The 24,604-nt window shown below is 49.5% G+C and carries 24 protein-coding genes and 1 other RNA gene; 18 read left to right on the forward strand and 7 right to left on the reverse strand.

All coding sequences use genetic code 11. The features are described 5' to 3' along the window. Positions 1-55: 55 nt before the first annotated feature. Positions 56-481: a GFA family protein gene (locus AC2D8L_RS01710; RefSeq protein ID WP_484683724.1), complete on the reverse strand. Its 426-nt coding sequence runs from the start codon at positions 479-481 to the stop codon at positions 56-58. Between the two features lie 257 nt (positions 482-738). Here AC2D8L_RS01710 and AC2D8L_RS01715 point away from each other — a divergent pair, with 257 nt between their 5' ends. From AC2D8L_RS01715 to fdhD, 4 genes are read left to right on the forward strand one after another with little or no spacing between them, the layout of a single operon-like run. Beyond that, positions 739-1,182: an NAD(P)H-dependent oxidoreductase subunit E gene (locus AC2D8L_RS01715; RefSeq protein WP_484683725.1), complete on the forward strand. Its 444-nt coding sequence runs from the start codon at positions 739-741 to the stop codon at positions 1,180-1,182. Then, a complete protein-coding gene (locus tag AC2D8L_RS01720) occupies positions 1,179-2,738 on the forward strand; it encodes a formate dehydrogenase beta subunit (protein ID WP_484683726.1) in 1,560 nt (519 codons plus the stop codon). Before AC2D8L_RS01715 ends, AC2D8L_RS01720 begins: the two co-directional genes overlap by 4 nt. A gap of 10 nt (positions 2,739-2,748) precedes the next feature. Beyond that, positions 2,749-5,601 (forward strand): formate dehydrogenase subunit alpha, encoded by a 2,853-nt coding sequence (fdhF, locus tag AC2D8L_RS01725; protein WP_484683727.1) that lies wholly within the window; start codon positions 2,749-2,751, stop codon positions 5,599-5,601. Further along, positions 5,598-6,392, forward strand: a complete 795-nt coding sequence (gene fdhD, locus AC2D8L_RS01730; RefSeq protein ID WP_484683728.1) for a formate dehydrogenase accessory sulfurtransferase FdhD — start codon at positions 5,598-5,600, stop codon at positions 6,390-6,392. Before fdhF ends, fdhD begins: the two co-directional genes overlap by 4 nt. Here fdhD and AC2D8L_RS01735 read toward each other — a convergent pair. After that, positions 6,386-6,994, reverse strand: a complete 609-nt coding sequence (locus AC2D8L_RS01735; RefSeq protein ID WP_484683729.1) for a carboxymuconolactone decarboxylase family protein — start codon at positions 6,992-6,994, stop codon at positions 6,386-6,388. The two genes, fdhD and AC2D8L_RS01735, sit on opposite strands and share 7 nt — an antisense overlap. Before the next feature lie 169 nt (positions 6,995-7,163). On the opposite strand from AC2D8L_RS01735, the gene AC2D8L_RS01740 reads away from it, so the two are divergent. Beyond that, positions 7,164-7,814: a GntR family transcriptional regulator gene (locus AC2D8L_RS01740; RefSeq protein WP_484683730.1), complete on the forward strand. Its 651-nt coding sequence runs from the start codon at positions 7,164-7,166 to the stop codon at positions 7,812-7,814. Positions 7,815-7,950: 136 nt separating this feature from the next. Next, a complete protein-coding gene (locus tag AC2D8L_RS01745; RefSeq protein ID WP_484683731.1) occupies positions 7,951-8,646 on the forward strand; it encodes a nitroreductase family protein in 696 nt (231 codons plus the stop codon). A gap of 96 nt (positions 8,647-8,742) precedes the next feature. Here the strand turns inward: AC2D8L_RS01745 and AC2D8L_RS01750 are convergent, their stop codons facing one another. Beyond that, on the reverse strand, positions 8,743-9,618 hold the full coding sequence (locus AC2D8L_RS01750) for a LysR family transcriptional regulator (protein WP_484683732.1): 876 nt from the start codon (positions 9,616-9,618) through the stop codon (positions 8,743-8,745). A gap of 305 nt (positions 9,619-9,923) precedes the next feature. Next, positions 9,924-11,039 carry an alanine dehydrogenase gene (gene ald / locus AC2D8L_RS01755; RefSeq protein WP_484683733.1) on the reverse strand — a complete coding sequence of 372 codons (1,116 nt, stop codon included), beginning with the start codon at positions 11,037-11,039 and terminating at the stop codon, positions 9,924-9,926. A 125-nt stretch (positions 11,040-11,164) separates the two neighbouring features. Between ald and AC2D8L_RS01760 the strand changes: the two genes are divergently transcribed. Next, on the forward strand, positions 11,165-11,626 hold the full coding sequence (locus tag AC2D8L_RS01760; RefSeq protein ID WP_484683734.1) for an Lrp/AsnC family transcriptional regulator: 462 nt from the start codon (positions 11,165-11,167) through the stop codon (positions 11,624-11,626). A gap of 45 nt (positions 11,627-11,671) precedes the next feature. On the opposite strand, the gene AC2D8L_RS01765 is transcribed toward AC2D8L_RS01760, so the two are convergent. Continuing rightward, a complete protein-coding gene (locus AC2D8L_RS01765; RefSeq protein WP_484683735.1) occupies positions 11,672-12,004 on the reverse strand; it encodes a hypothetical protein in 333 nt (110 codons plus the stop codon). A gap of 218 nt (positions 12,005-12,222) precedes the next feature. Between AC2D8L_RS01765 and ettA the strand changes: the two genes are divergently transcribed. The 5 genes from ettA (at position 12,223) to AC2D8L_RS01790 (ending at position 17,172) form a co-directional block, all read left to right on the forward strand. Beyond that, positions 12,223-13,878 (forward strand): energy-dependent translational throttle protein EttA, encoded by a 1,656-nt coding sequence (ettA, locus tag AC2D8L_RS01770; protein ID WP_484683736.1) that lies wholly within the window; start codon positions 12,223-12,225, stop codon positions 13,876-13,878. 11 nt (positions 13,879-13,889) lie between these two features. Beyond that, positions 13,890-14,708 carry an alpha/beta fold hydrolase gene (locus AC2D8L_RS01775; protein WP_484683737.1) on the forward strand — a complete coding sequence of 273 codons (819 nt, stop codon included), beginning with the start codon at positions 13,890-13,892 and terminating at the stop codon, positions 14,706-14,708. Positions 14,709-14,775: 67 nt separating this feature from the next. After that, positions 14,776-15,579 (forward strand): alpha/beta fold hydrolase, encoded by an 804-nt coding sequence (locus AC2D8L_RS01780; RefSeq protein ID WP_484683738.1) that lies wholly within the window; start codon positions 14,776-14,778, stop codon positions 15,577-15,579. Positions 15,580-15,682: 103 nt separating this feature from the next. Further along, complete coding sequence (gene rarD / locus AC2D8L_RS01785; RefSeq protein WP_484683739.1) at positions 15,683-16,597, forward strand: EamA family transporter RarD; 915 nt, start codon at positions 15,683-15,685, stop codon at positions 16,595-16,597. Next, positions 16,594-17,172: an MOSC domain-containing protein gene (locus AC2D8L_RS01790; RefSeq protein WP_484683740.1), complete on the forward strand. Its 579-nt coding sequence runs from the start codon at positions 16,594-16,596 to the stop codon at positions 17,170-17,172. Before rarD ends, AC2D8L_RS01790 begins: the two co-directional genes overlap by 4 nt. Here the strand turns inward: AC2D8L_RS01790 and AC2D8L_RS01795 are convergent. Then, entirely contained in the window at positions 17,132-18,082 is a 951-nt protein-coding gene (locus tag AC2D8L_RS01795; RefSeq protein ID WP_484683741.1) for a LysR substrate-binding domain-containing protein, read from the reverse strand. The two genes, AC2D8L_RS01790 and AC2D8L_RS01795, sit on opposite strands and share 41 nt — an antisense overlap. A gap of 99 nt (positions 18,083-18,181) precedes the next feature. Between AC2D8L_RS01795 and AC2D8L_RS01800 the strand changes: the two genes are divergently transcribed. Together AC2D8L_RS01800 and AC2D8L_RS01805 are read left to right on the forward strand one after the other, a co-directional pair. Then, positions 18,182-19,615: a catalase gene (locus tag AC2D8L_RS01800; RefSeq protein WP_484683742.1), complete on the forward strand. Its 1,434-nt coding sequence runs from the start codon at positions 18,182-18,184 to the stop codon at positions 19,613-19,615. A 173-nt stretch (positions 19,616-19,788) separates the two neighbouring features. Then, complete coding sequence (locus AC2D8L_RS01805) at positions 19,789-20,922, forward strand: DUF2336 domain-containing protein (protein WP_484683743.1); 1,134 nt, start codon at positions 19,789-19,791, stop codon at positions 20,920-20,922. A gap of 35 nt (positions 20,923-20,957) precedes the next feature. On the opposite strand, the gene AC2D8L_RS01810 is transcribed toward AC2D8L_RS01805, so the two are convergent. Further along, complete coding sequence (locus AC2D8L_RS01810; RefSeq protein WP_484683744.1) at positions 20,958-21,266, reverse strand: ArsR/SmtB family transcription factor; 309 nt, start codon at positions 21,264-21,266, stop codon at positions 20,958-20,960. 155 nt (positions 21,267-21,421) lie between these two features. Between AC2D8L_RS01810 and AC2D8L_RS01815 the strand changes: the two genes are divergently transcribed. The 4 genes from AC2D8L_RS01815 to rnpB all read left to right on the forward strand — a co-directional run bounded on the left by AC2D8L_RS01815 (position 21,422) and on the right by rnpB (position 24,527). Beyond that, positions 21,422-22,372, forward strand: a complete 951-nt coding sequence (locus AC2D8L_RS01815) for an ArsR/SmtB family transcription factor (protein WP_484683745.1) — start codon at positions 21,422-21,424, stop codon at positions 22,370-22,372. A 19-nt stretch (positions 22,373-22,391) separates the two neighbouring features. Continuing rightward, positions 22,392-23,303 carry a methylenetetrahydrofolate reductase [NAD(P)H] gene (gene metF / locus AC2D8L_RS01820; RefSeq protein WP_484683746.1) on the forward strand — a complete coding sequence of 304 codons (912 nt, stop codon included), beginning with the start codon at positions 22,392-22,394 and terminating at the stop codon, positions 23,301-23,303. Between the two features lie 95 nt (positions 23,304-23,398). Then, positions 23,399-24,097, forward strand: a complete 699-nt coding sequence (locus AC2D8L_RS01825) for a TerB family tellurite resistance protein (RefSeq protein ID WP_484683747.1) — start codon at positions 23,399-23,401, stop codon at positions 24,095-24,097. Between the two features lie 53 nt (positions 24,098-24,150). Beyond that, positions 24,151-24,527, forward strand: an RNA gene (gene rnpB / locus AC2D8L_RS01830) — RNase P RNA component class A. Positions 24,528-24,604 lie beyond the last annotated feature (77 nt).

Consider the following 24,604-nt stretch of genomic DNA (forward strand, 5'->3'; position numbering starts at 1 on the left):
GCGATTGCCGACATTTTGTAAGTCAATAAATGTAGTACGTGGCTAATCCGCGTACCTACTTCTGGGGTTTCCAGTCGGGTTGAGTATCAAAGGTCATGACGTCTGGCCCAAGTTGGTCCCAACTCTGTTTGTCGCGATCGAATATAATCACCTCAACGGCAAGCCCAGTTGCGTCATCAATTGACCCCAGCGTTAGCGTCAAATGTTCTGGTGTGCGGGAATTTGTGCCGTAGATCGGGCTTGCACATTGTGCGCAGAACTTTTTCGTGACGATAGAATCTTTGCTCGACTGATAGCTATATTCACCCAAATCACCGTTAATGGTGAGTGCAGCAACCGGGAACATGGCGCCAATTGTGTGGCCTGTTCCGCTCAGTTTGCGGCATTCTTCGCAGTGGCATTGCGCCACCACAATTGGCTGCCCTTGTGCTTCGTAGGTGACCGCGCCGCAAAGGCAATTTCCTGTATATTTGCTTTTCATTTCCCGGATCATAGTGGCGGCGTGACGAAAGACAACTGGTTTTCTGATGAAGTTTGTGGCGTTAACAGATGAGAAAGCTACTTGGCGATTGCACTCAAAATTCAAATTAATTGATGCGCATTTCATTTGTTTTACATTTGATCGCCCGGCATCCTCATTTAGTAATTACACAAGGTTTGCGCGGCTGAGTTGGTTTATGACTAAAGATTTACATCAACGTGCTTGACCTTCGGAGCGCATTGAGGGAACGATTGGGTATGGAAAAGATTATCGAGGAGGCTCTTTCCGGTCATGTTGGAGAAACAGGTGGTCTAATCACCGGCTTACGCCATGTACAGGAAAGATGCGGGTTCGTGCCAGTCGACACCGTTAGGATCGCGGCAGAACTTTTTAACATTAGCCAGGCAGAAGTGCGTGGCGTTATTAGCTTTTATGCTGATTTTCGCGACAAAAAGCCCGGTGGAAATCATGTTCGTCTATGCGTTGCGGAGGCGTGCCAGTCTGTTGGCGCACGCGCGATTGAAGCTGATTTGGAACAGCGGTTTGCCACGAAAATGGGCACAACCGATGCCAGTGATTTCGTCACCATTGAACCTGTATATTGCTTAGGACTTTGTTCCTGCGCGCCAGCCGCAGAAGTCAACGGGAAATTGATAGCTCGGGTCGACGGGCAGCGCATTGCTGATGAGGTATCATCATGAGCAAACAACGCATTTACGTGCCGCTTGATAGTGCTGCCGTGGCGCTGGGGGCAGACGAGTTGGCGCTGGCAATATCAACGGAAGCTGAAAAGCGCGGCGCAGAAATCGAAGTGGTGCGCAATGGTTCGCGCGGCATGCATTGGCTAGAGCCTTTGGTTGAAGTCGAAGTCGATGGAAAACGCATGGGCTATGGCCCAGTTGCTGCCGAAGATGTTGCCTCGCTTTTCGATGCTGGTTTTTTAGACGGTGGTGCACATGACAAAAATATTGGCGTAGTGGACGAACACCCGTTTATGCAAGATCAGCAGCGGCTGACATTTGCGCGGTGCGGTGTGACTGATCCGCTTTCTATTGCAGACTATGAAGCACATGGCGGGGTTGAAGGTGCACGCAAGGCGGCGGCATCAACCCAAGAGAATATTGTTGAAGAGGTGAAGTCTTCGGGACTTCGTGGGCGTGGTGGCGCTGGGTTCCCGGCTGGGATCAAGTGGGACACAGTTCAACGGGCGCAGGCCGATCAAAAATACATCGTCTGCAACGCGGACGAGGGTGATAGCGGTACATTTGCTGACCGGATGATCATGGAGGGCGATCCGTTCCTTCTGATTGAAGGCATGGTTATTGCTGGACTGGGCGTCGGTGCAACCAAAGGTTACATCTATCTCAGGTCTGAATATCCGATTGCGGCGCGCATCTTGAATGAGGCGATTGAGATTGCCAATTCAAACCAGTTGCTCGGCGACAACGTACTGGGTTCCGGCAAGGCATTTGAACTGAGTGTATTCATTGGCGCAGGTGCTTACATTTGCGGCGAAGAAACGTCGCTGTTGGAAAGCCTAGAAGGCAAGCGTGGTGTGGTGCGGGCTAAGCCACCCATTCCAGCGCTTGAAGGCCTTTTTGGCAAACCAACGCTCGTGCACAATGTGCTTTCACTTTGTGCTGCGCCATGGATTTTGGCGCATGGCGGTGATGCATATGCCAATTATGGACAAGGTCGATCCAAAGGCACATTGGCCTTCCAAATTGCTGGCAACATCAAGCAGGGTGGTTTGTTTGAAACCGCATTTGGTGTTAAATTAGGTGACCTCGTTGAAAAATATGGCGGCGGGACCCGATCTGGGCAACCATTTAAGGCCGTGCAAATTGGCGGCCCGTTGGGCGCATATCTGCCAAAGGATATGCTCGAGTTACCTATGGATTATGAGGTGATGGCCGAAAACGGCGCGGGCGTTGGCCATGGTGGTATTGTGGTCTTTGATGACACTGCCGATCTGATGGCGCAGGCTCGATATGCATTTGAATTTTGTGCTGAAGAGAGTTGCGGCAAGTGCACACCATGCCGAGTAGGCGCGGTGCGCGGCGAAGAGGTGATCGACAAGCTCGCCTCCAATAACGATTATGATGAAAACATGGTCTTGCTTGAAGACCTTTGCGAATTGATGGTTGATGGATCGCTTTGCGCGATGGGTGGCATGACTCCCATTCCGGTTATGAGTGCAGTTAAACATTTTCCTCAAGATTTTGCGCCGCGTGTTTCTCGCGAAGCAGCAGAATAGGAGATAGACAATGGCTATCTTAAAAGAAAAAGATTTCGGCACCCCAAAGTCCAAATCTGGCCAAAAAGTTCAGGTCGAGATTGATGGGTTTAAGGTTGAGGTTGCAGAAGGCACCAGCGTTATGCGCGCGGCGTCTGAAATTGGCATTGATATTCCAAAACTTTGCGCCACCGACGCTCTAAACCCATTTGGTTCTTGCCGGCTTTGCTTGATCGAAGTTGAGGGTCGCAAGGGTACCCCGGCGAGTTGTACAACACCGGTTGCGCCGGGCATGAAAATTTCAACTCAAACGCCACGGCTTGAAAAGCTTCGCCGCGGAGTGATGGAACTTTACATTTCGGATCACCCACTGGATTGCCTAACTTGTGCGGCCAATGGTGATTGTGAATTGCAGGATATGGCAGGGTCAGTTGGCTTGCGTGATGTTCGGTACGGCTATGAGGGGGCAAACCATTTCGACGCGCCTAAAGACCAAAGCAATCCCTATTTCACTTTCGATCCTGAAAAATGCATCGTTTGTTCGCGTTGTGTGCGAGCATGTGACGAGGTGCAAGGCACGTTAGCATTGACCATTGATGGGCGTGGATTTGGCAGCAAGGTCGCGGTTGGTACTGAAGATTTCTTCTCATCAGAATGCGTTTCATGCGGTGCCTGTGTTCAGGCTTGCCCAACGGCAACATTGCAGGAAAACTCTGTCATCGAGCACGGTACGCCTGACCGGTCAGTTTTGACCACTTGTGCCTATTGTGGCGTTGGTTGTTCGTTCAAAGCGGAAATGAAGGGTGATCAAGTCATCCGCATGGTGCCGTATAAGGACGGTAAGGCAAACCATGGCCATTCATGCGTTAAGGGCCGCTTCGCGTGGGGCTATGCAACCCATAATGATCGGATCACTAAGCCGATGATCCGTGAAAATATTACTGACCCATGGCGGGAAGTTTCGTGGGATGAGGCGATTTCGTTTTCGGCTGAAAAATTGAAAAAAGCGCAAACCGACCATGGACCGAAGTCGATTGGTGGCATCACGTCTTCTCGCTGCACGGCGGAAGAGATTTGGGTTGTGCAAAAAATGATCCGCGCGGCATTTGGCAACAATAATGTGGATACATGCGCCCGCGTTTGCCATTCGCCAACCGGATATGGATTGAACCAAACATTTGGCACATCTGCTGGTACGCAAGATTTTGACTCGGTGGAAGAAGCCGATGTGATGATCGTGATTGGGGCGAACCCAACTGATGCGCACCCTGTGTTCGCATCGCAAATGAAGCGCCGCCTTCGCGAAGGCGCTAAACTGATCGTTGTTGATCCGCGCAAAATCGACTTGGTGAAGTCTGCTCATATCGAGGCAGAACATCATTTGCCGCTTAAGCCAGGCACTAATGTCGCGGTGATCAATGCGATTGCACATGTGATCGCTAAAGAGGGTTTGATCGATCAAAAATTCGTTGAAGAGCGCTGTGACCTGCAAAGCTTTATGGAGTGGCGCAATTTCATTCTTGATGATGTGAATGCGCCTGAAACCATCGCTGAGGAATGTGGGGTCGATGCTGACGAAATTCGCGCAGCGGCACGTCTTTACGCAACCGGTGGAAATGCAGCGATTTATTACGGTTTGGGCGTGACTGAGCACAGCCAAGGCTCCACCATGGTGATGGGCATGGCAAACCTTGCTATGGCCACTGGTAATATCGGGCGGCGTGGCGTGGGTGTAAATCCATTGCGGGGCCAGAACAATGTGCAAGGCTCTTGCGATATGGGGTCGTTCCCGCATGAGCTTCCTGGCTATCGTCCAGTTGGAGACGACGAGGTGCGCGGTACGTTTGAAACGGCATGGCAGCGTGAGCTGGATAGTGTTCCTGGCTACCGCATTCCGAACATGTTTGATGAGGCCATTTCAGGTAATTATAAAGGCATGTATGTGCAGGGTGAGGACATCGCTCAATCCGATCCTAATACGCTTCATGTGGAAGCAGCGCTTAAAGCCTTGGACATTTTGATCGTTCAAGATCTCTTCCTTAACGAAACCGCGCGCTTTGCCCATGTGTTCTTGCCTGGTACGTCTTTCCTTGAGAAGGACGGTACGTTCATCAATGCGGAACGTCGGATCAACCGAGTGCGCCCGGTGATGAAGTCGGCAACTGGGCTGGAAGAATGGGAAGTCACCCAGCGTTTGGCCAATGCAATGGGCTATAACGAAATGAGCTATACCGACGCCTCACAAATCATGGATGAGATCGCAGCGCTCACGCCGACATTTTCTGGCGTCAGCTTTAAGCGTTTGGATGAAACGGGTTCAGTGCAATGGCCATGTAATGATGATGCGCCGGACGGCACGCCGATCATGCATGAGGAAGAGTTTGTTCGTGGCAAGGGTGCCTTCATCATCACTGAGTATGTGCCAACAACCGAGAAAACAAACCGCAAGTTCCCGCTTATCCTCACAACGGGTCGGATATTGAGCCAGTACAATGTGGGCGCTCAAACCCGCCGTACGGACAATGTCGATTGGTGGGAAGAAGATGTGTTGGAAATTCACCCGTCGGACGCAGAAGCCAAAGGTATCCGCGAAGGGCATTGGGTTTCCATTCGTTCGCGCAAAGGGGAAACCACTTTACGTGCGCAAATATCAGAGCGGATGGCGCCGGGCGTTGTTTACACAACATTCCACCACCCGGAGAGCGGTGCGAACGTGATCACTACCGAGAACTCGGATTGGGCGACAAATTGCCCTGAATATAAGGTGACGGCAGTTGAAGTGACCCCGGCCAATCATAAGTCTGAGTGGCAGGAGCATTATGCGCTGGAGACACCGTCTTTGCGCAAGATTGTTGAGAAAACACCGGCAGAGCCTGCTGAGTGAGTAAAGATCGACCATCCAAATCAAATACCTCTCGCCAACTGAACGTTTCGGTTGGCGGCGAGGGCGCGACTTGGCAAATTGCTGAGGAATGCCCTGTTGCCTTGATTTTCAATCAACGCAACTATGCGGTGATGTTAGCCACGCCAAGTGACCTAGAAGATTTCGCCGTTGGCTTTTCAATCTCAGAGCATATTGTCAATTCCCATGATGAGATTAAATCTATCAAGTCGGACGATGTCGGCATTGGGCACGACCTGAAAATCGAGATTGATCAACGCCGACTGGACCGGTTGGATATTAGGCAAAAGCGCCGCAACATGGTTGGGTCAGCAAGTTGTGGCCTGTGCGGCATGGAAAATGCCGATAGCCTGTTGGCCCCGCTGCCAAAAGTAGCAAGTGGCAAACTCGAACTTGCAGAAAGCTCAATAGAGGCCGCAATTCTGGCTTTGCCAAACCATCAACAACTCAATGCGCAGACATTTTCGGTGCATGGCGCCGCTTGGGTGAAAATTGATGGCGATATTGTTTTGGCGCGCGAAGATATTGGTCGGCATAATGCAGTTGACAAATTGCTGGGCGCTCGTGCTCGTTTGGCTGATTTGGAGGATGGATTTTTGCTCGTCAGCAGCCGCTGCTCATATGAGATCATAGAGAAAGCGGCACGACATGGGGTTCGCGCCGTTGCTTCTATTTCTGCGCCAACTGGATTTGCGCTAGATAAGGCGGACGAAGCCAATATCTCGCTTTATTGCTGGTCAAAGCAGGGCGTTGTTCGCTTGTTCGACTATTGATGCGACCAGTCGTTAGGGTTTTCTGAATTGCCGGGCGACAAGCCGATTACATCGCCATCCGTTGAACATCCAAGGCCAAGTACCGTCCGGTTCGCATAGGCAAAATAGGCAATGACCTGGTTGATTTCCAATATTTCGCCGTCGTCAAACCCAGATTTTCGTAAGGTTTTTACATCTTGTTCGATCATTGCGGCTGGGGAAATGGTGAGCTTTTGCGCATATTGTAGGGCCGCCAATTGTTTCTCATCAAGAGGTGCGTTGGCCAAATTGTCTTGAACGATTGCAGTGCGGATTAGTGCAGCTTCTTCATCGTCACCAAGGTTGCGCTTCAGTCCAACATAATGATGTTCAAAGCAATAATCGCATTTGTTGAGATAACTGACATAGGTGCCAATCGTTTCTAAAAACCATTTCGGTATTGTGTTGTTGGAATGGTGCAAAACATATTTGTAAATCGCCATATGCCCCTCCATTGTGTGGGGGCGGAGCGAATGCATCATCATTATATTGTCGACATTGTTGTCCGGGCCTGTAACCCGTTGGTAAAGCTGTTTTAGTCTACCAGTTGCATCTGCAAATTTGATTGTATTGATCCAAGCCATATTTCCTCCTGTGTCCGCGAGCATTAAAAATTGTTGCGTGCAAGTCAAAGTAAATCGTACTTTGTCAGACAAAATTGTCTGTCGGGTCCAATTTGGCCAAATACGGCTTTTGGTCGACTGCTTAATTAACTAGAACGTGACAGGGCAATGGTACGGAAGGCGTGAATTCATGGGTTCAAATGTTGAGGCGGTTGTCGAAATCATAACTGAGTCTGTCCGCAAAGGGCGGCTGGTGCCGGGCACAAGGTTGGTTGAGGCTGACTATACGAAGGATTTAGGTTTCAGTCGAAGCACCGTGCGCGAGGCGTTTCAACGCCTTATCTCAACTGGCTTGCTGACCTTTGAGCGTCATCGAGGCGTTTCGGTTTGCAAGTTGACCCGCAAACAGGCGGCGGATGTTTATTGCGTGCGGGCAAATCTTGAAGGGTTGGCCGTTCGGCTGGCAACAACAAAGGCGACAGTTAATCCAAGGCCTTTTGTAAAAATTCAAGAGCAACTTGATGCGTCTGTCGCGCAGTCTGACCTTAGTCTGTTTTCAACCCTGAACACGCAATTTCACAGTTTGGTCGCACAATCGGCGGACAATATCTATCTGCTTGAAGCAATCAAGCGTTTCGAAACATCAATTTTTTGGCTTCAATTCCGGGTGCTCGTTGGGCAAAACGCCGTTTTCACCACCAACGATGACCATCGTATCATCGTGGATGCGATGGTTAGGGGGGATGCAGAGGCCGCCGAAGCAGCGATGATACAGCACATCCTAAAGGCCGGGGATCTTGTGCAGGCGTTGGATGACGACTATTTCCGCGTTGATGCCTGACATTTAGATCGTTCCTGTGGCCGAGTACGGCTTGTTGATTTCTGGTACCCGCCAAATGGGTGTTGTAGAATCAATTTGACAATTGACGAACTTTAATATTGTCTGACAATGTGATCAGACAATATGGGGAAGTGTTGTGATTGAACATCAATTTGGTAAAGAATTTGAGCCCATAGGGCTGCCAGATTATCAAGAAAAATCTCTGGCACAAATGCGTGCCGCAGCTGATGCTTTTTACCTACGGGTGAAAGAGCGTCACACTGTTCGGGAATTTTCAGATCGGCCGGTCCCGCGGGATATCATTGAAAAATGTCTATTGGCGGCTGGAACAGCTCCAAACGGAGCCAACCACCAACCGTGGCATTTTAGCGCCATATCCAACCCCGAAATGAAATCCAAAATTCGTGTTGCGGCTGAGGAAGAAGAGGCAAGCTTTTACGAGGGTCGGGCAGGGGAAGAATGGTTGCGGGCGCTCAAGCCAATTGGCACAGATCCTAAAAAGCCATTTTTGGAAACTGCACCTTGGCTGATTTCCATTTTTGGACAACGAAAATCAATCGGTGCGGATGGGCAAAAGTATAAGAATTATTATGTACCTGAATCGGTTTCGATAGCGACAGGATTTTTGTTGCTGGCATTGCATGAAGCCGGTTTGGTTACGCTGACGCATACGCCAAATCCAATGAGCTTTTTGACGAAATTGTGCAATCGACCATCAACGGACAAACCGTACATTCTGCTTGTTGCAGGGTATCCGGCTTCCGATGCCACTATCCCCAAGCATGCCATGCAGAAGAAACCTCTCCAGGAGATTTCAACATTCTTTGAGTAAATCGTCTTTCAAAAGTGTTGGAATTGAAGTGAAAAAGGCTTGCTCTGGACGGTGGGTCTTTTTTGCATTTTCCAAGTATTTCTTGGCATCAAACGGCTAAATATTAGAGAATTTTTGCACTAAGAAATCGATGAAAACCCGGGTCTTTAGGGCAAGGCGGCGTCTATGCGGATATAGGACATAGAGCGGCGTCGTTTCTTCTGCCAATCCGGGTAAGAGAATTTTTAGCTTGCCAGATTTTACAGAGTCGCTGGCGATGAAGCGTGGCAGATAAGCCATCCCGACACCAGCTTCTGCAAGGCGTAAAATTGCTTCGCCATTGTTAGACCGAGCGCGTTCATATTCGGAGTTGGCACGAATTGATTGCCAAACTGGCGTTGCTGTTCTTAGGCTATATCCAATTGACGGCCAGTGCTTTAGCCCGTCAACGGTCGTAGGTTCACCACCAAACTTTTCAATTAGTTTTGGGGCGGCAACGATGACGTGTTTCGTCTCGGCAAATTTCCGTACGATGAGAGAGTCTGACCCTGTGGCGCCGATGCGAATGGCGAGGTCCATGCCCTGTTCAACAATATCGACAAATCGGTCACTGAGTTGAATATCCACCTGAACCTTTGGATGTTTTTCCATGAATTCGGGCAGGAGGGGGGTAATGCGCTGTGTGCCAAATGTCATTGGTGAACTGATGCGCAACAATCCTTGCGGTTCAAGTCCCTTTTCGGCAAAACGGCTTTCGATTTCGGCGTTCTGTTCCAGGATAGCGCGACAATGGTCTAGATATTCGGCACCAACTTCCGTCAGCGAAACTCTTCGTGTTGTTCTATTGAGAAGGCGAACATCAAGTCGCTCTTCTAAAAGACTTAGTGTCCGCGATACAATCGCCTTGGAACACCCTAATTTATCGGCTGCCGCAGTGATTCCACTATTTTCGGCAACGGCCACGAATGTTTGCATCGCGTTGAGCATATCCATTTTATCACCCCTTCAAACAAACCTCCGCTTTTAACTTTATTATCATCAAATTTATAAACGATCGTCAATTAGGTAATAAAACTGACGACAACCGAACTGAATTTTTTATTAAGAATTTATAGTGTGTTGTGCGTATCTGGCTCGATTGTTGTTAAATTGCATACGGTCTGTATCACCAAAGGTAAGTAAAATCCACTAGATTTGTTAACCTGGGCGTCAATTGCGCCCATTTCTGTTTTCGACATTGAAAAGCCGGCCTGCGTATCAACACGGGGCCGGCTTCAAGTCTGGATCAGCGAAGTGTCTTAATTTAAAAACGCATCCGCTGGGACATAGTCATAGCCAAGGTCATTGGCTACCGGTTCGCAAGTGATCTTTCCTTCGCAAACATTTAGTCCATTTTTCAGATGTGCGTCATCGCTAAGTGCCTTTTTCCAACCTTTGTTCGCGATTTGAACCGCGTGATGTAGGGTTGAATTGTTCAACGCATATGTTGACGTGCGGGCAACGGCACCGGGCATGTTTGCCACGCAATAGTGGACAACATCATCAACAACATAAGTTGGCTCGGCATGGGTTGTTGCTTTTGATGTTTCAAAGCAGCCGCCCTGATCAATTGCAACATCCACAAGTACTGCGCCAGCCTGCATGGTTTTCAACATGTCGCGACTAACAAGTTTTGGTGCGGCAGCGCCCGGAACCAACACCGCGCCGACCACAAGGTCAGCCGTGGTGACAAGCTCTTCTAGAGCAGCCTTTGTCGAGTAGATAACTTTCGCGCTGGCTTCAAAGTGATTAGACAAGCGTTCTAGTTGCGCTGGATTACGATCCAAAATGGTCACATCAGCATGCATGCCAACGGCCATTTGTGCTGCGTTGAAACCGACGACCCCGCCGCCAACAACGACAACTTTCGCTGGTGCAACGCCGGGTACGCCACCCATCAATACGCCGCGTCCGCCGTGGGCTTTTTCCAATGCTGCCGCGCCTGCCTGAATGGACATGCGCCCAGCGACTTGGCTCATTGGCTTGAGAAGCGGCAAACCGCCTTGATCGTCGGTCACAGTTTCGTATGCGATACATACTGCGCCGCTATCGACCAAGTCTTTGGTTTGCTCAGGATCGGGCGCCAAGTGCAGGTATGTGTAGAGGATTTGACCAGGTTTAAGCATAGCGCGTTCGCCAGCTTGCGGTTCTTTCACCTTCACAATCATTTCAGCGGTATCGAAAACCTCGGCCGCGGTCGGCAGAATATTTGCGCCAGCTGCTTTGTAAACATCATCAGCTGCGCCAATGCCAGCACCAGCTTGTGTTTGTACGAAAAGCTCGTGGCCATGCGCCACCAATTCAGCAACGCTTTCTGGCGTAAGGCCGACACGATATTCGTGATTTTTGATTTCTTTGGGAACACCAATGCGCATTTCAGAACCTCCTCAAATGTTGATTTTGGAAGAGTTTATGCCGAATTGGGATGGAGAAAATTGCAAGTATCATGTAAATTAGTCCGATATTCGGATACAGTTCGAGAAAATTGGAGAATTTCAGGATGATCATGCTTGATCAGTTGGATCGGCGTATTTTGCGTGCGTTGCAAAAAGACTGCCGAACACCGATGCAGGAACTCGGAGATGAAGTTGGCCTGTCGTCGTCGGCTTGCCACCGACGGGTGAAGCTTCTGGAAGAACGTGGGCTTATCTCTGGTTATCATGCGCACCTCAATTCTGACAAACTGGGTTTCGGCATGAACTTCTATGTAGAGATTAGCCTGACTGACCAGAGCGACACGACGTTAAAAGAATTCGAAGGCGCGGTGCGTTCTGCCCCAGAGATTTTGGAATGTGCTCTTGTGGCAGGTGCGGCGGACTATTTATTGCGTCTAGTTTGCGAAGATGCTGAAGACTTTGAGCGCGTGCATAGGACCCGTTTGTCTCGCTTGCCGCATGTTGCAAAAATTCAATCTAACCTCGCTATCCGAATTGTGAAGCCTTTGAGCGGATTGCCGGTCTAACGGATAAGTGGATTGGTGCCTTCATAAAGGCACCACCTCATTGGATTAATTGCCAGCAACTCGACCTTCTGGTCGATGGGCGTCCATTACTTGGTCCAGCCAATCATTTGTAATGTCTGCATTTGCTTCCTGCAGGCAGGGCAAAAGGATTGCTTTGTTTGCATGCTCTCTTGCGCCGCTGGCTTTCGTGCCTTTTGGCGCAGGGTTTACGTCCTTAAAACACGCAACGAATTCTTGCGGGGTAATTTCCAACGCCGCTGCAATAGATGCGACAGGTCGTTTTGGATCATTGTCCAACTTGCCTGACCCGGCAGCGAATGCACCTGTGGAGATGATGGCAGCTAGTGCGACGCCCAGTGTAATTTTTGCGAATGTCATTTTGTTTCCTTTTACGATTTTACGCGCCCCTTGGCAGCAAACCTAGGCAAGTTGGAAAGCTGGAACAACTTAAGCTTTGTTCATGGTGCCGCAATGTTGTGGTAATGAATTAGCGTTTGTTCGAAACGAGTTTTCATCGCTCAACCATTGCTCAAATGGGCAACATCGAATAACAGAGTGGAAACCAAATTTTACTTGTTTTCGGAGCTGCACATTTCATGGCACGGCAATTCATCTATCACATGCATGGCATGTCCAAGACCTATTCTGGTGGCAAGAAGGTTCTGGATAACATTCACCTAAGTTTTTACCCCGACGCCAAGATTGGTGTGCTTGGGCCCAACGGTTCTGGTAAATCAACGCTTCTTAAAATCATGGCGGGCCTAGACACCGAATTTCAAGGCGAAGCTTGGGTGGCGGAAGGCGCAAAGGTTGGCTATTTGCCACAGGAACCGCAACTTGATCCGAGCCTTGATGTTAAAGGCAACGTGATGCTTGGCGTTAAAGAGAAGCAAGACATTCTTGAGCGCTATAACGAATTGATGATGAACTATTCTGAAGAGACGGCCGACGAAGGTGCCGCGCTTCAGGATCAGATCGATGCGGAAAACCTTTGGGATCTCGACAGTAAAGTCGAAATGGCGATGGAAGCACTCCGATGCCCTCCGGGTGACGCATCTGTTGAAAATCTTTCCGGTGGTGAAGCACGTCGAGTTGCGCTGTGCCAATTGTTGTTGGCGGCGCCTGACTTGTTGTTGCTCGATGAGCCAACCAACCACTTGGATGCGGAAACAACATCGTGGCTTGAAAAGCACCTGCGCGAATATACAGGATCAGTGCTGATCATTACTCACGATCGTTACTTCTTGGACAATGTTACTGGCTGGATTTTGGAACTCGACCGTGGTCGGGGCATTCCGTACGAAGGTAACTATTCAGCCTATCTCGGGCAAAAAGCAAAACGCTTCGCACAAGAGGGTCGTGAGGACGCTGCCCGCGAACGCGTGTTGAACCGCGAGCAAGAGTGGATTGCGGCTTCGCCCAAGGCACGTCAGACCAAATCAAAAGCGCGTGTTAAAGCTTATGACGAGTTGGTGAAAATCAACGAAGCGCGGACACAGTCCAATAATGCGCAAATCATCATTCCACCCGGCGAGCGCTTGGGTGATCAGGTGATTGATGTTGAGGGGCTGAACAAAGGCTTTGGCGACCGTTTGTTGATCGAAGATTTGAATTTCAAACTACCAGCTGGTGGTATCGTTGGCATTATCGGCGCGAACGGCGCGGGTAAATCGACCTTGTTCAAAATGCTCACAGGTCAAGAGCAGCCAGATAGCGGCACGATCAAAATCGGCGATACTGTGAAGCTTGGGTATGTTGATCAAAGCCGTGATGCGCTTGATGCAAACAAAACCGTTTGGGAAGAAATTTCTGAAGGCAACGACATTATCATGCTCGGTAAGCGAGAAATGAACAGCCGCGCCTACACGTCGACATTTAACTTTAAGGGCGGCGATCAGCAGCAAAAAGTTGGATCCCTGTCTGGCGGACAACGCAACCGAGTACATTTGGCAAAAATGTTAAAGTCGGGTTCTAACGTTCTATTGCTCGATGAGCCAACCAACGATTTGGACACGGAAACACTTTCCGCGCTGGAAGAGGCATTGGAAGAATTTGCTGGTTGCGCCGTGGTGATTTCTCACGATCGGATGTTCTTGGATCGCTTGGCGACGCACATGCTGGCGTTTGAAGGCGATAGCCATGTCGAATGGTTTGAGGGTAACTTCGCGGATTATGAAGAAGACAAAATCCGTCGTCTTGGTGCCGATGCGGTTAACCCAAAACGTGTGACGTACAAACCGCTGACGCGTTAGTTGGTGAGATGATGCGCGAGTTTCGTCTAGAACTTGACGGCGCCAATTTTGTTGGTGAAGAGGCGGGTGCTGGTGATGCGCTCGTCTTTCTCCATTGTGGTGTCGCCGATCATCGCCAATGGCGCGCCCAATTGGATGCTTTTTCAGCAAGCCACCACTGCATTTCATTTTCGCGTCGGGGATATGGTGAGACCCAACATGACGATAGAGCGTTCTCTGAAATTGATGATCTTAAAGCGATCATGGATCATTTTGGTCATGAGAAAGTCACTTTGGTCGGTAATTCGCTGGGGGGCGGTCTTTCGATAGATTTTGCACTGGCGCTCCCGGATCGAGTTCGCGCCATTTGCTTACTCGGGAGCGCGGTGACGGGCGACGATGGAAGCTGGTACGACGAAGCCAATGATCCGACTGAATTTAAAAATATTTGGCTGGAATGGAAGCGCGTTCAGGCTGAGGGCACACTCGAACAAAAGATCCAGTCTGATTTGAAGGTTTGGATTGATGGGCCGCTTTCCCAAGAAGGTCGCGTTGTTGGTGAGTTGCGAGACTTGTTTGCGGCGATGGACCGTCTGGCCCAAACCAACGACAAGCCGAGCAATGAAGTTGTGCCCGACAGCGCGGTTGAACGGTTGGGTGAATTGAAAATGCCAGTACTGTCTGTCTGTGGGCTTTTAGATCTTCCCTATGTGGTGGCTTTGCATCAACGGTTCGAGCAACAGTTTTTGAACATTGAGAGCCACTACCTGGAAGATTGTGCACATCTGCCAGCGTTTGAAAAACCAGAGGCTTTTAACCCAATTTTGAACTCGTTTTTGCAACGGATTTAAGAACGCATTGTTTGCTTTCGAATTTTTGCGACTCATATAGTCTAATTGAAATGTTCGGGATGAGTTTATGGCGAATTTTCAAGTATCGGTCGATGGTGGAACCATTTTCGGTGTGGAGCATGGCGAAGGATTGCCTGTCGTATTCTTGCATGCAGGTGTTGCCGATCACCGGATGTGGCAGCCGCAGCTTGACGATTTAGATGTTGATATTCATGCGATTGCCTATGATCGGCGTGGGTTCGGCAAAACCACCAGCGAAGATGTTGAATATAACGAGATTGACGACCTTGAAGCTGTGCTTTCCCAATTCGGTGTGGGCGCGGCGATTTTTGTTGGTTGCTCGCAGGGTGGGCGCTTGGCGATTGATTTCGCGTTACGGCATCCTGATCGAACAGCCGGTTTGGTGTTGATCTCAAGTGCCGTTTCAGGCGCGCCATCGCCCGATTTTCCACCAGAATATGATCCGATTATGTTGGCGCTTGATCATGCAGATCAAACTGACGATGTGAACCAAATCAATCTGATTGAAGCCCACGCTTGGCTGGACGGACCTTTGCAGCAAAACGGGCGGGTAACGGGTGCGATGCGGGACCTGTTCTTGGATATGAATGGTCAAGCGCTACGTCATCCTGATTTGCCGCAAGAAGAAGATCGCAATGATGCTTGGGAGTTGTTGTCTCAGGTCAATGCACCCACATTGTTGGTCTGTGGAGAACATGATTTCGCACATGTAATTGAGCGTCATAGCATTTTGGCCGAAGAGTTGATCAACTCGGCAGATGTGATGATTGAAGGGTGCGCACACCTTTTGAGTATGGAAAAACCTGAGCTTTTCAATCCATTTCTGTCGCAGTTTCTGGGTTCCTATTAGCAGAGCGATCAATATTGGTGATCACCATCATTGATTTGTTTTGTTGGTTTGCGCCTCGCTTGCGTGCTAGCTTTCTTTTCCTACCGTATGAAAAGAAACTTGTATGACAAATGAGAATGCAGCCCGCGAGATCAAACTCGGCGGAATAAGTGCTGTGTCGGCCTATGTTTTGTGGGGCGTTGCGCCGCTTTATTTTAAGCTGGTTGGCGAGATCAGTGTTTATACAATCATCGCACACCGGGTGATTTGGGCGGCACTCTTCGTCGCTTTGTTCCTCATCATCGTCAACAGAATTAGGGAGATTTTCCCGGTCTTCCAATCGAAAAAATCGATGGTCTGGCTTGTTTTTTCGACCATTATGATCACCGTCAATTGGGGACTCTTTGTTTGGGCCGTCGATAATGACCAATTGCTCGCAGTCAGCTTTGGATATTTCATCAATCCGCTGGTCAATGTGGCTATCGGGATGGTGATTTTGGGTGAACGGCAAAACAAAATGCAAGCACTGGCGATCGGCATTGCGGTAATCGCCGTCGCAATTCAAGCCGTTGGCCTTGGCGGATTGCCTTGGATTTCGCTAACGTTGGCGTTCAGTTTCGGATTTTACAGCTATTTTCGAAAGACAGTGGCGGTTGGAGCTGCGCCAGGCTTGTTGATTGAAACGCTATTGTTGGTGCCGTTTGCGGTGATACTTCTGATTTGGTTGGGCCCGACCAATCCAATTCCTGTTGGCGATAGCACGCCTGTAAACTGGATATTGTTGATGTTGCTTGGCCCCGTAACTGCGGTGCCGCTTGTCCTTTTCTCAATCGGCGCTCGACGATTGCGGCTGACGACCATTGGCATTTTTCAATATATTGCGCCGTCAATTCATTTCATTATGGCTGTTTGGTTGCTTGGCGAGCCACTTAGCCAATCCCGCTTGTTGAGCTTTGTTTTGATTTGGGTATCGTTGGCCGTATTCACCTATGATTCTGTTTCTAAACAGGCAAAAGAAAGAAAAGCGAAGCGAGCATGACGAGTATTGGTGCACAAAAACTGGTTGGAAAACTCGAAGGGCTGTTTATTGCCGACGGGGAAAGTTTTGTGTCGAGGCCTGTCGATCGGGTCGAGCTGGAGCTAAACGGTATTGTTGGTGACCACCATTATGGCCTTACGCGCAAGTCGGGCGGGCGGGAGCCGTGGTATGAACGCGGCACGGAGATGCGCAATGAGCGTCACATTTCAATTCTGTCTGAAGAAGAGTTAGCAGAGATTGGCGAAGCACTGAATTTGGACCAGTTGGATGCGGGGCGGATAGGCGCAAATTTCGTTACAAAAGACATTCCCAACCTGTCAAAGGTGCCCGCTCGGACATTGTTCTTTTTCCCCTCTGGTGCAGTCGTTCGCATCGATGGCTACAATGCACCTTGTAAGATATCAGGTAAAAGCCTGCAGGATGCGCAGGAAGATCGCCATGATATAGAGTTTGGGTTTGTCAAAGCGGCTAAAAAAACCCGCGGTATCGTGGGTTGGGTAGAGCGGCCCGGCATTATCAATGTTGGCGATGAGATCAAAGTGCGTATTTGGCCGCAGGAACTTTATGTTGTTTAGCGGGTAGTTCGTTCTCTTCGACGAGAGTTTGCCTGCCGACGTCGCCTACAATTTCTGCAATGTCTTGAAACACGTTCGAAAGCGGCGAAGAGCGTCGCCAGATCATCGATATGGTGCGGCCAGCTCCGGGTTGTTTCAGAGTGACAAGATTTAACCGGTTTCCCTGTCCCTCACGTCGCAAACTGATAGCAGGCAGCAGCGTCATGCCCAGACCGTTCGCGACGAGCTCCACAATTGTTGAGAGTGATGTCGCTGCGAATGTCTTTTGCCCCAGGTCTGCGCCCAGCCGACAGGCGTCAACTGTTTGATCCCGCAGGCAGTGACCCTCAGATAATAAAAGCATCTGTTCGCGTTCCACTTGGGACAAGTCGACAGGTCCAATAATTTTGCTGGTCGAGGGTGTCGCTAAAACGAATGGATCTGCGAAAAGCTGAGTCTGCACGAGCCGATCGTCGCCCACATCCGTTGCGAGAATGCCAAAGTCGCATTCCCCACTTTTCACTGAACGTACAAGATCGTCAGTCGTTCTTTCACTGGCCGAAAACCGAATAGGATCCATTTGGGTCATAAGAGCGGGTAGTAATTTGGGCAGCAAATATGGGGCGATGGTTGGGATAAGCGCCATTGAGACCGTCATCTGCATTTGATTGGGGTTTCGGGCGAACTGTTCTTCCATTTCAGTGGTCATACCGACAATACGTTTGATGTCTTTTAGGAGGAGTTTGCCTCTCGGGGTGGGGAGAACGCTTTTCCCCATGCGCTCAAATATTGTCCATCCAAGATGTTCTTCGAGCAATGTAATTTGTTGGGAAAGGGCAGGTTGAGTGACAAAGCAGCTTGCGGCTGCTCTGCCAAAATGGGCGTGTTGCTCGACCGCAAGCGCGTAGCGCATTTGTTTCAATGACATCATGGTAATTAGATTTTCTAATCGATTTGGTAATATTAATCAATTTGATTGTTCGGGTTTTGAAATTTAGGCTGGGTCCATAATTTAAGGAAGGGATTGAACATGACCAAAACGCCTAGATTAACGACGACAGGTGGCGCACCAGTTTCAGACAATCAGAACTCTCAAACCGCCGGAGAACGCGGTCCAGTTTTGATGCAGGACTATCAGCTCATCGAAAAATTGGCGCACCAAAACCGAGAACGCATTCCTGAGCGCGTAGTTCACGCCAAGGGTTGGGGCGCGTTTGGCACGCTTACGGTCACTGAAGATATCTCTAAATACACCCGCGCTGCAGTGCTGCAAAAAGGCGTGAAGACCGATATGTTAGCACGCTTTTCCACTGTAGCGGGGGAAATGGGTGCTGCGGATGCGGAGCGTGATGTTCGCGGTTTTGCGCTCAAGTTCTACACCGAAGAGGGCAATTGGGATTTGGTTGGCAATAATACACCTGTGTTCTTTGTACGCGATCCACTAAAGTTTCCTGACTTCATTCATACGCAAAAGCGCCACCCGAAAACCAATTTACGCTCTCCTACGGCGATGTGGGATTTCTGGTCTTTGTCACCTGAAAGTCTGCACCAAGTAACTATATTGATGTCGGATCGTGGTTTGCCTGTGGCCCCAATGTATATGAATGGCTATGGCTCTCACACCTATTCTATGTGGAATGCGGACGGCGAACGTGTTTGGGTGAAGTTTCATTTCAAAACCCATCAGGGCCATAAACATTACACCAATGAAGAGGCCACTAAGATTGTGGGTGAGAGCCGCGAGACTTATCAAGAGGAGCTTTTCGGCACTATTGATCGCGGTGAGTTTCCAAAGTGGCGCGTTTGCATTCAGGTGATGACCGAAGAGCAAGCGAAAAACACACCGTTCAATCCATTTGATCTAACGAAGGTCTGGCCGCATGGTGACTATCCGCTGATCGATGTTGGGGTGATGGAGTTGAACCGCAACGCAGACAATTACTTCGCTCAGATCGAGCAAGCGGCATTTTCGCCTTCAAATGTTGTGCCGGGCATTGGTTATTCCCCCGATAAAATGTTGCAGGCGCGTGTATTCTCTTATGCCGATGCGCACCGTTATCGGTTGGGAACGCACTATGAAGCGCTGCCGGTCAATCAACCTAAGAGTCCAGTTCATCACTATCACAAAGATGGGCAGATGAATTTCGTTGGCCAGAAAACGGGCAATGTGGATGCCTATTATGAGCCGAATAGTTTTGGCGGTGCACATGAAGACCCGAACGTTGCGGAGCCTCCATTGCCTGTTGAGGGCAATGCGGATCGATATAACCATCGGGTTGGCAATGACGATTTTTCGCAGCCACGGGCATTGTTTGAATTGTTTGACGCTGGGGAGAGGCAGCGCCTTTGCGCAAACATTGCAGGCGCAATGGCCGGTGTGCCGCAGGAAATAATCGACCGGCAGCTCGCGCTTTTTGAGCAGGTGCATCCAGACTATGCCGCTGGAATTAAGGCCGCTCTTTAACTAGGGCAAATATCAAACCTGAGTTCGGCACGTTGTTGCCGAACTCAATGGTTAACAATTAACACGTTTCATTCGTTCAGTTAGAGATAAAATTGAACTAATTGTTTCAGCGCCCTCGCACACTTGTTCCCCATACTGGATCCTCAATTACAGGGATTTTTGGAGGTAGCATCGTGGAAAGCACTACAGGCAAAGGGTCGGCATTTTCGAACTTTCATGTTCTAAATAACCGCTCAGATAGCATCGAATGCGCTGCACTCATGCGCAATATGGCGAAACTGTTCAACCACGTGGTTGACCGTTGCGATGATGAACAAATCGCGAAATATGACGAAGTATTGTGTAAGCTGGCGGAAATCGTTGAAGCTGAGGCGCGTGCAGATGTGGCCAAATTGTTGGCCCCTCTAAGTCGGGCGCCGGGCGCCGTGGTTATGAAGTTGGCGAATGATGAAATTGAAGTTGCTGCGCCACTGCTTGAGTTTTCAAGCGTACTTTCTGATGATGACTTGATCGAGATTGTTAAAGGGCAGTCAAGCGAGCACCAATTGTTGATTGCTGGACGTAATCCAGTGACGGATCGCGTTGGATCAAAAATTGTTGAATGTGCCGACACCGACGTAATTCAGCGCTTAGTTGAAAATGAAAACGCTGAAATCGGCGATCAAACTGGCTCTGGATTGATTGCTCGCGCGGCGAATGACAAGACGGTCGCCGCCAGTATGGGCAATCGAAAAGACGTTAATTGGAAAGAAATTCACTCGCGTTTGTCTGTCGCCGGTCGAAGTGCCGCGCGCAATCTCACAGAAGCAGATGTTGAGGTGGATGAAGAAAAAATCGTTGAAGCGCAGTCGGTTGTTCTAAATAGAGTGCGCAACGATGTTGGATTTAACGCCACGGAATGGAAAATGGCGTGGGGTCAGGTGAAAGCACTCGCAGACCGTCGTCAATTCAATCTGAGCTCAATTGAACGTTTTTGTAGGTTTGGTTATGGGCACCATGTCGCAAGTTCACTTGCGATCCTGTTGCGGATAAAACCTGAAGTTTTGATTAAATGGCTTGCGATGCAAGATACTGGTGCAGTCACAATTGCGGTTCGCGCAATGAACTTTAAGCCAGATTTGTTCAAGCAGATTTTTTCAACGCTACCGTGGCGCGACAAGGTTACAGCTGAAGATGCAGAACAGTCCGCAATCAAATATGATTTGCTTTCGCAAGAAGATGCGCACGATATTTTTGAAATGTGGCGGGCACATTCCTTCACGAAAAAGGGTAACCCTGAGCGGCAACAGTCAGTAAATGTTGCTTAGCTTTTGGCAGAGATAGGAACTGGTAGCTGAACGGATTAACCGTTCAGCCGAAGCCAGTCAGATATTTGGGACAGGGCAGTTTTATCTAGCGAACAAATTCGCCACTGCCTGTCTATTCTTCTTTCAATCACACCTGCGGCTTCGAGAACCCGCAAATGCCTTGATATTGCTGGGGCTGTGATAGCATATGGTTCGCTTAACGCGCCAACCGACTGCTCCCCTTTTGACGAAAGTTGTTCGACAATAGAGATCCGAATTGGATCAGATAAGGCATTGAGGATGCCGCAAAGCCTGAGCTTATTGGCATCATTTTCCAGCACCGTTGCGTGACCTTTTTTTGTCATCTAATTTACGACTCTTACTTAATCTTTGATTTAATTGAGGTTTTAGAAATGTGGTCGTTTTAACTCAACTTGATTGGTTTAACCTATTTCGTTGCCAAATTCTGTAATTGGGATATAAAGATAGCTTTATATCTTATTTTTGCTTGGGGCAACTTGTGACGGCGCTAATTGAATTTGTAGAAATCTTGCGAGCGGCGGGTGAAATCACTCGGCTACGCTTGCTCGCGTTGCTTTCTGAAAGTGAGCTTTCGGTAAAAGATCTTACCGAGATTCTGGATCAAAGTCAGCCTCGTGTTTCACGCCACCTAAGACTTTTAGCCGAATCGGGCCTAGTCACGCGGCACGCTGAAGGCGCCTGGGCCTTTTTTCGGCTTTCAGATGAGCCCGGTGCGTCAATTTTGGTTGAGCATTTGTTAGAGCAATTGGATCGGACTGATCCTGTACTTGAAGCAGATGTTGGACGGCTAGATGCCGTTCGCCGAGATCATCGTGCCCGCGCTGCGACATACTTTTCTAAAGTCGCAAAAGATTGGGACCGGGTTCGCTCGTTGCATGCGCCTGAATCTGCAGTTGAGCAAGCGATCTTGGAGATGATGGACGGGCAGCAGGCCGAACTATTCATTGATTTGGGCACGGGCACCGGTCGCATGCTGGAGCTTTTGGATGGCCATTTCAAAAAAGGTGTTGGTATCGACTCTAGTCGCGAAATGATTTCGGTCGCACGTTCGAAGTTTGAAAATTCTGGCCAACAGCACGTATTTGTCCGACTCGGCGATATTGGCCAATTGGATGAATATCGTGAAAGCGCAGACTTTGTCATGCTGCACCAAGTGTTGCACCATTTTGATGATCCCGGGCAGGCGCTGCAAAACGCACGACTAACTTTAAGACCTGGCGGGAAAATCGCCGTTGTCGATTTCATGCCGCATAAGCTTGAGTTTTTGCGTGAAGAACAGGCCCATAGACGACTTGGCCTATCCCACGCTCAAGTCGAAGCATGGGCAAACGCTTCAAATTTACGCGTGTCAAACCATCGAGAAATCCCGCACAACAAACCGGGCGGTGGACTAACGGTATGCATTTGGCATTTAACAGATCAATCCTGAAACGGACTGGAATAGAATTATGAGTGATACGCCAATTTCAAGCCAACCCAAGCGCCTGTCGCGCCAGTCGGGTTATGAGTTTGAGAAACTCCAATTGTCGTTTGAGTTTTTCCCGCCAAAATCCGACAAAATGGAAGAACGTTTTTGGACAGCGATGGATAAGCTGGCGCCAATGAATCCGCGTTTTGTTTCAGTGACATACGGCGCTGGCGGCACCACGCGTGATCGGACGACACGAATTGTGTCGCGGATTGAAAAAGACACTGGGGTCAATGCTGCGGCGCATTTGACGTGCGTTGGCGCGTCCAAAGAAGAAGTTGGCGATGTTATTCGTGGCTATCAAGAAGCGGGCATATCACGAATTGTTGCTTTGCGTGGCGATCCACCCGAAGGTGTTGGTATGCCCTTTGAAGCGCATCCGGATGGGTATAAAAGCGGTGCTGAACTTGTTGCGGGTATCCGTGAGATAGGCAATTTTGATATCTCAGTTGCTTGCTATCCAGAAATGCACCCGCAAAGCCCAAATTGGCATGAAGATATTGCAAATTTAAAACGCAAGTTTGAGGCGGGCGCAGACCGCGCGATTACACAGATGTTTTTCAACAATGAAGACTATCTGCGGTTTGTAGATCGGGCGCGCAATGCGGGCATTCATGCACCGATCGTTGCCGGTATTCAGCCGATCCATAATTTCACACAGGTTGCTAACTTTGCCAAACGATGTGGGACGAGCGTTCCAGACTGGTTGGCCGACAGGTTTGATGGGTTGGAGGACGATCCAGAAACACATGCTTTGGTTGCAGCAGCAGTCGCGGCGGAACAGGTTACAGAGCTTGTTGACCGCGGGGTGACCGAGTTTCACTTTTACACCATGAACCGGTCTTCGTTGGTGTTTGCTTTGGCGCGGTTGCTAGGACGTCGCCCGGCCTAAATCGTCGCAAATTTTGATTTCGCCCTAGAAAGTGCCGTATTTTCATCTATATCTATGCCAATCCAGCGCGGCGCTGGGTTGGCGAGGGGCGATACATGTCAGTTTGGCAAATCATTTCGGAAAAGATTGGTTCCTTTTCAAGCGGAACCGGCATTGCGGGATCGCTTGCCCAACTTTTTGATCCCGAAAATTGGTTGCTCGGCGGAAAAGACGCTGCATTTACACTGTCATTGGTAGCTCTGTCAGCCAAAATGGCAGCTGCTGACGGCGTTGTAACGGCAGACGAAATTCGTGCGTTTCGCGAGAATGTTCAAATACCCTACGGTGCGGAAGATCAGGTCGAACGCATCTTTGACCTAGCACAGCAGGACGTCGCTGGTTTTGAAAGTTACGCCAAGCGGATCGCTCGGCTTTTTCAGGATGATCACGGCGCGCTCGAGCATGTTTTGGACGGCTTGTTTCACATTGCTGAAGCGGATGGGTTGATCCATGAGGATGAACTTCGCTATTTGCAGGTGGTTGGCGAAATTTTTGGTCTGAGTGACGAAGAGTTTTCCCGTTTAGCAGCACGACATGTGGTGCTTTCAGATAGCGACCCATACTTTTTGTTGGGCGTTGATCCTTCTGTCAGTGATCAAGAATTGAAAATCGCCTATCGAAAACTTGTCAGCGAACATCATCCGGACCGCTTGATCGCCAAGGGCGTGCCAAGTGAATTGGTGCAGGTCACCAACAAAAAAATGGCCGCGATCAATTCGGCATATGACGCAATTTTAGATTCGCGATCTGCGTAACAACCAATCGTCTTGCTTGACGTTTGTGCGTTCTCCCCATAAGTCATCCGCAGTCAGTTGGTCGGGCAGCCGCTGTTGCTTATGCAATGGAGGAAAGTCCGGACTCTAAGGAAACACGGTGCCGGGTAACGCCCGGCGGGGGCGACCCCAGGGAAAGTGCCACAGAAAACAAACCGCCACGTTTCGGCGTGGTCAGGGTGAAAAGGTGCGGTAAGAGCGCACCGCGAGGTCGGTAACGAGCTTGGCAAGGTAAACCCCACCGAGAGCAAAACCAAATAGGGATGGCGTGATCGCAAGATCGATCGGTTTTCAGGTTAGTCATCCGGGTAGGTTGCATGAGGTATTCTGGTAACAGGTGCCCCAGATGAATGGCTGCCACGCATAGTTTAACTATGCCCTACAAAATCCGGCTTATAGACCAACTGGCTTTTTTCCTTCATTTGCATCAAAAGCAACACAAAATTAAGGCTCATTGGGGAAAATGCGCACAAGTCTCGCATCAGGTCT

The organism is Maritalea sp. YIW29 (assembly GCF_057219265.1).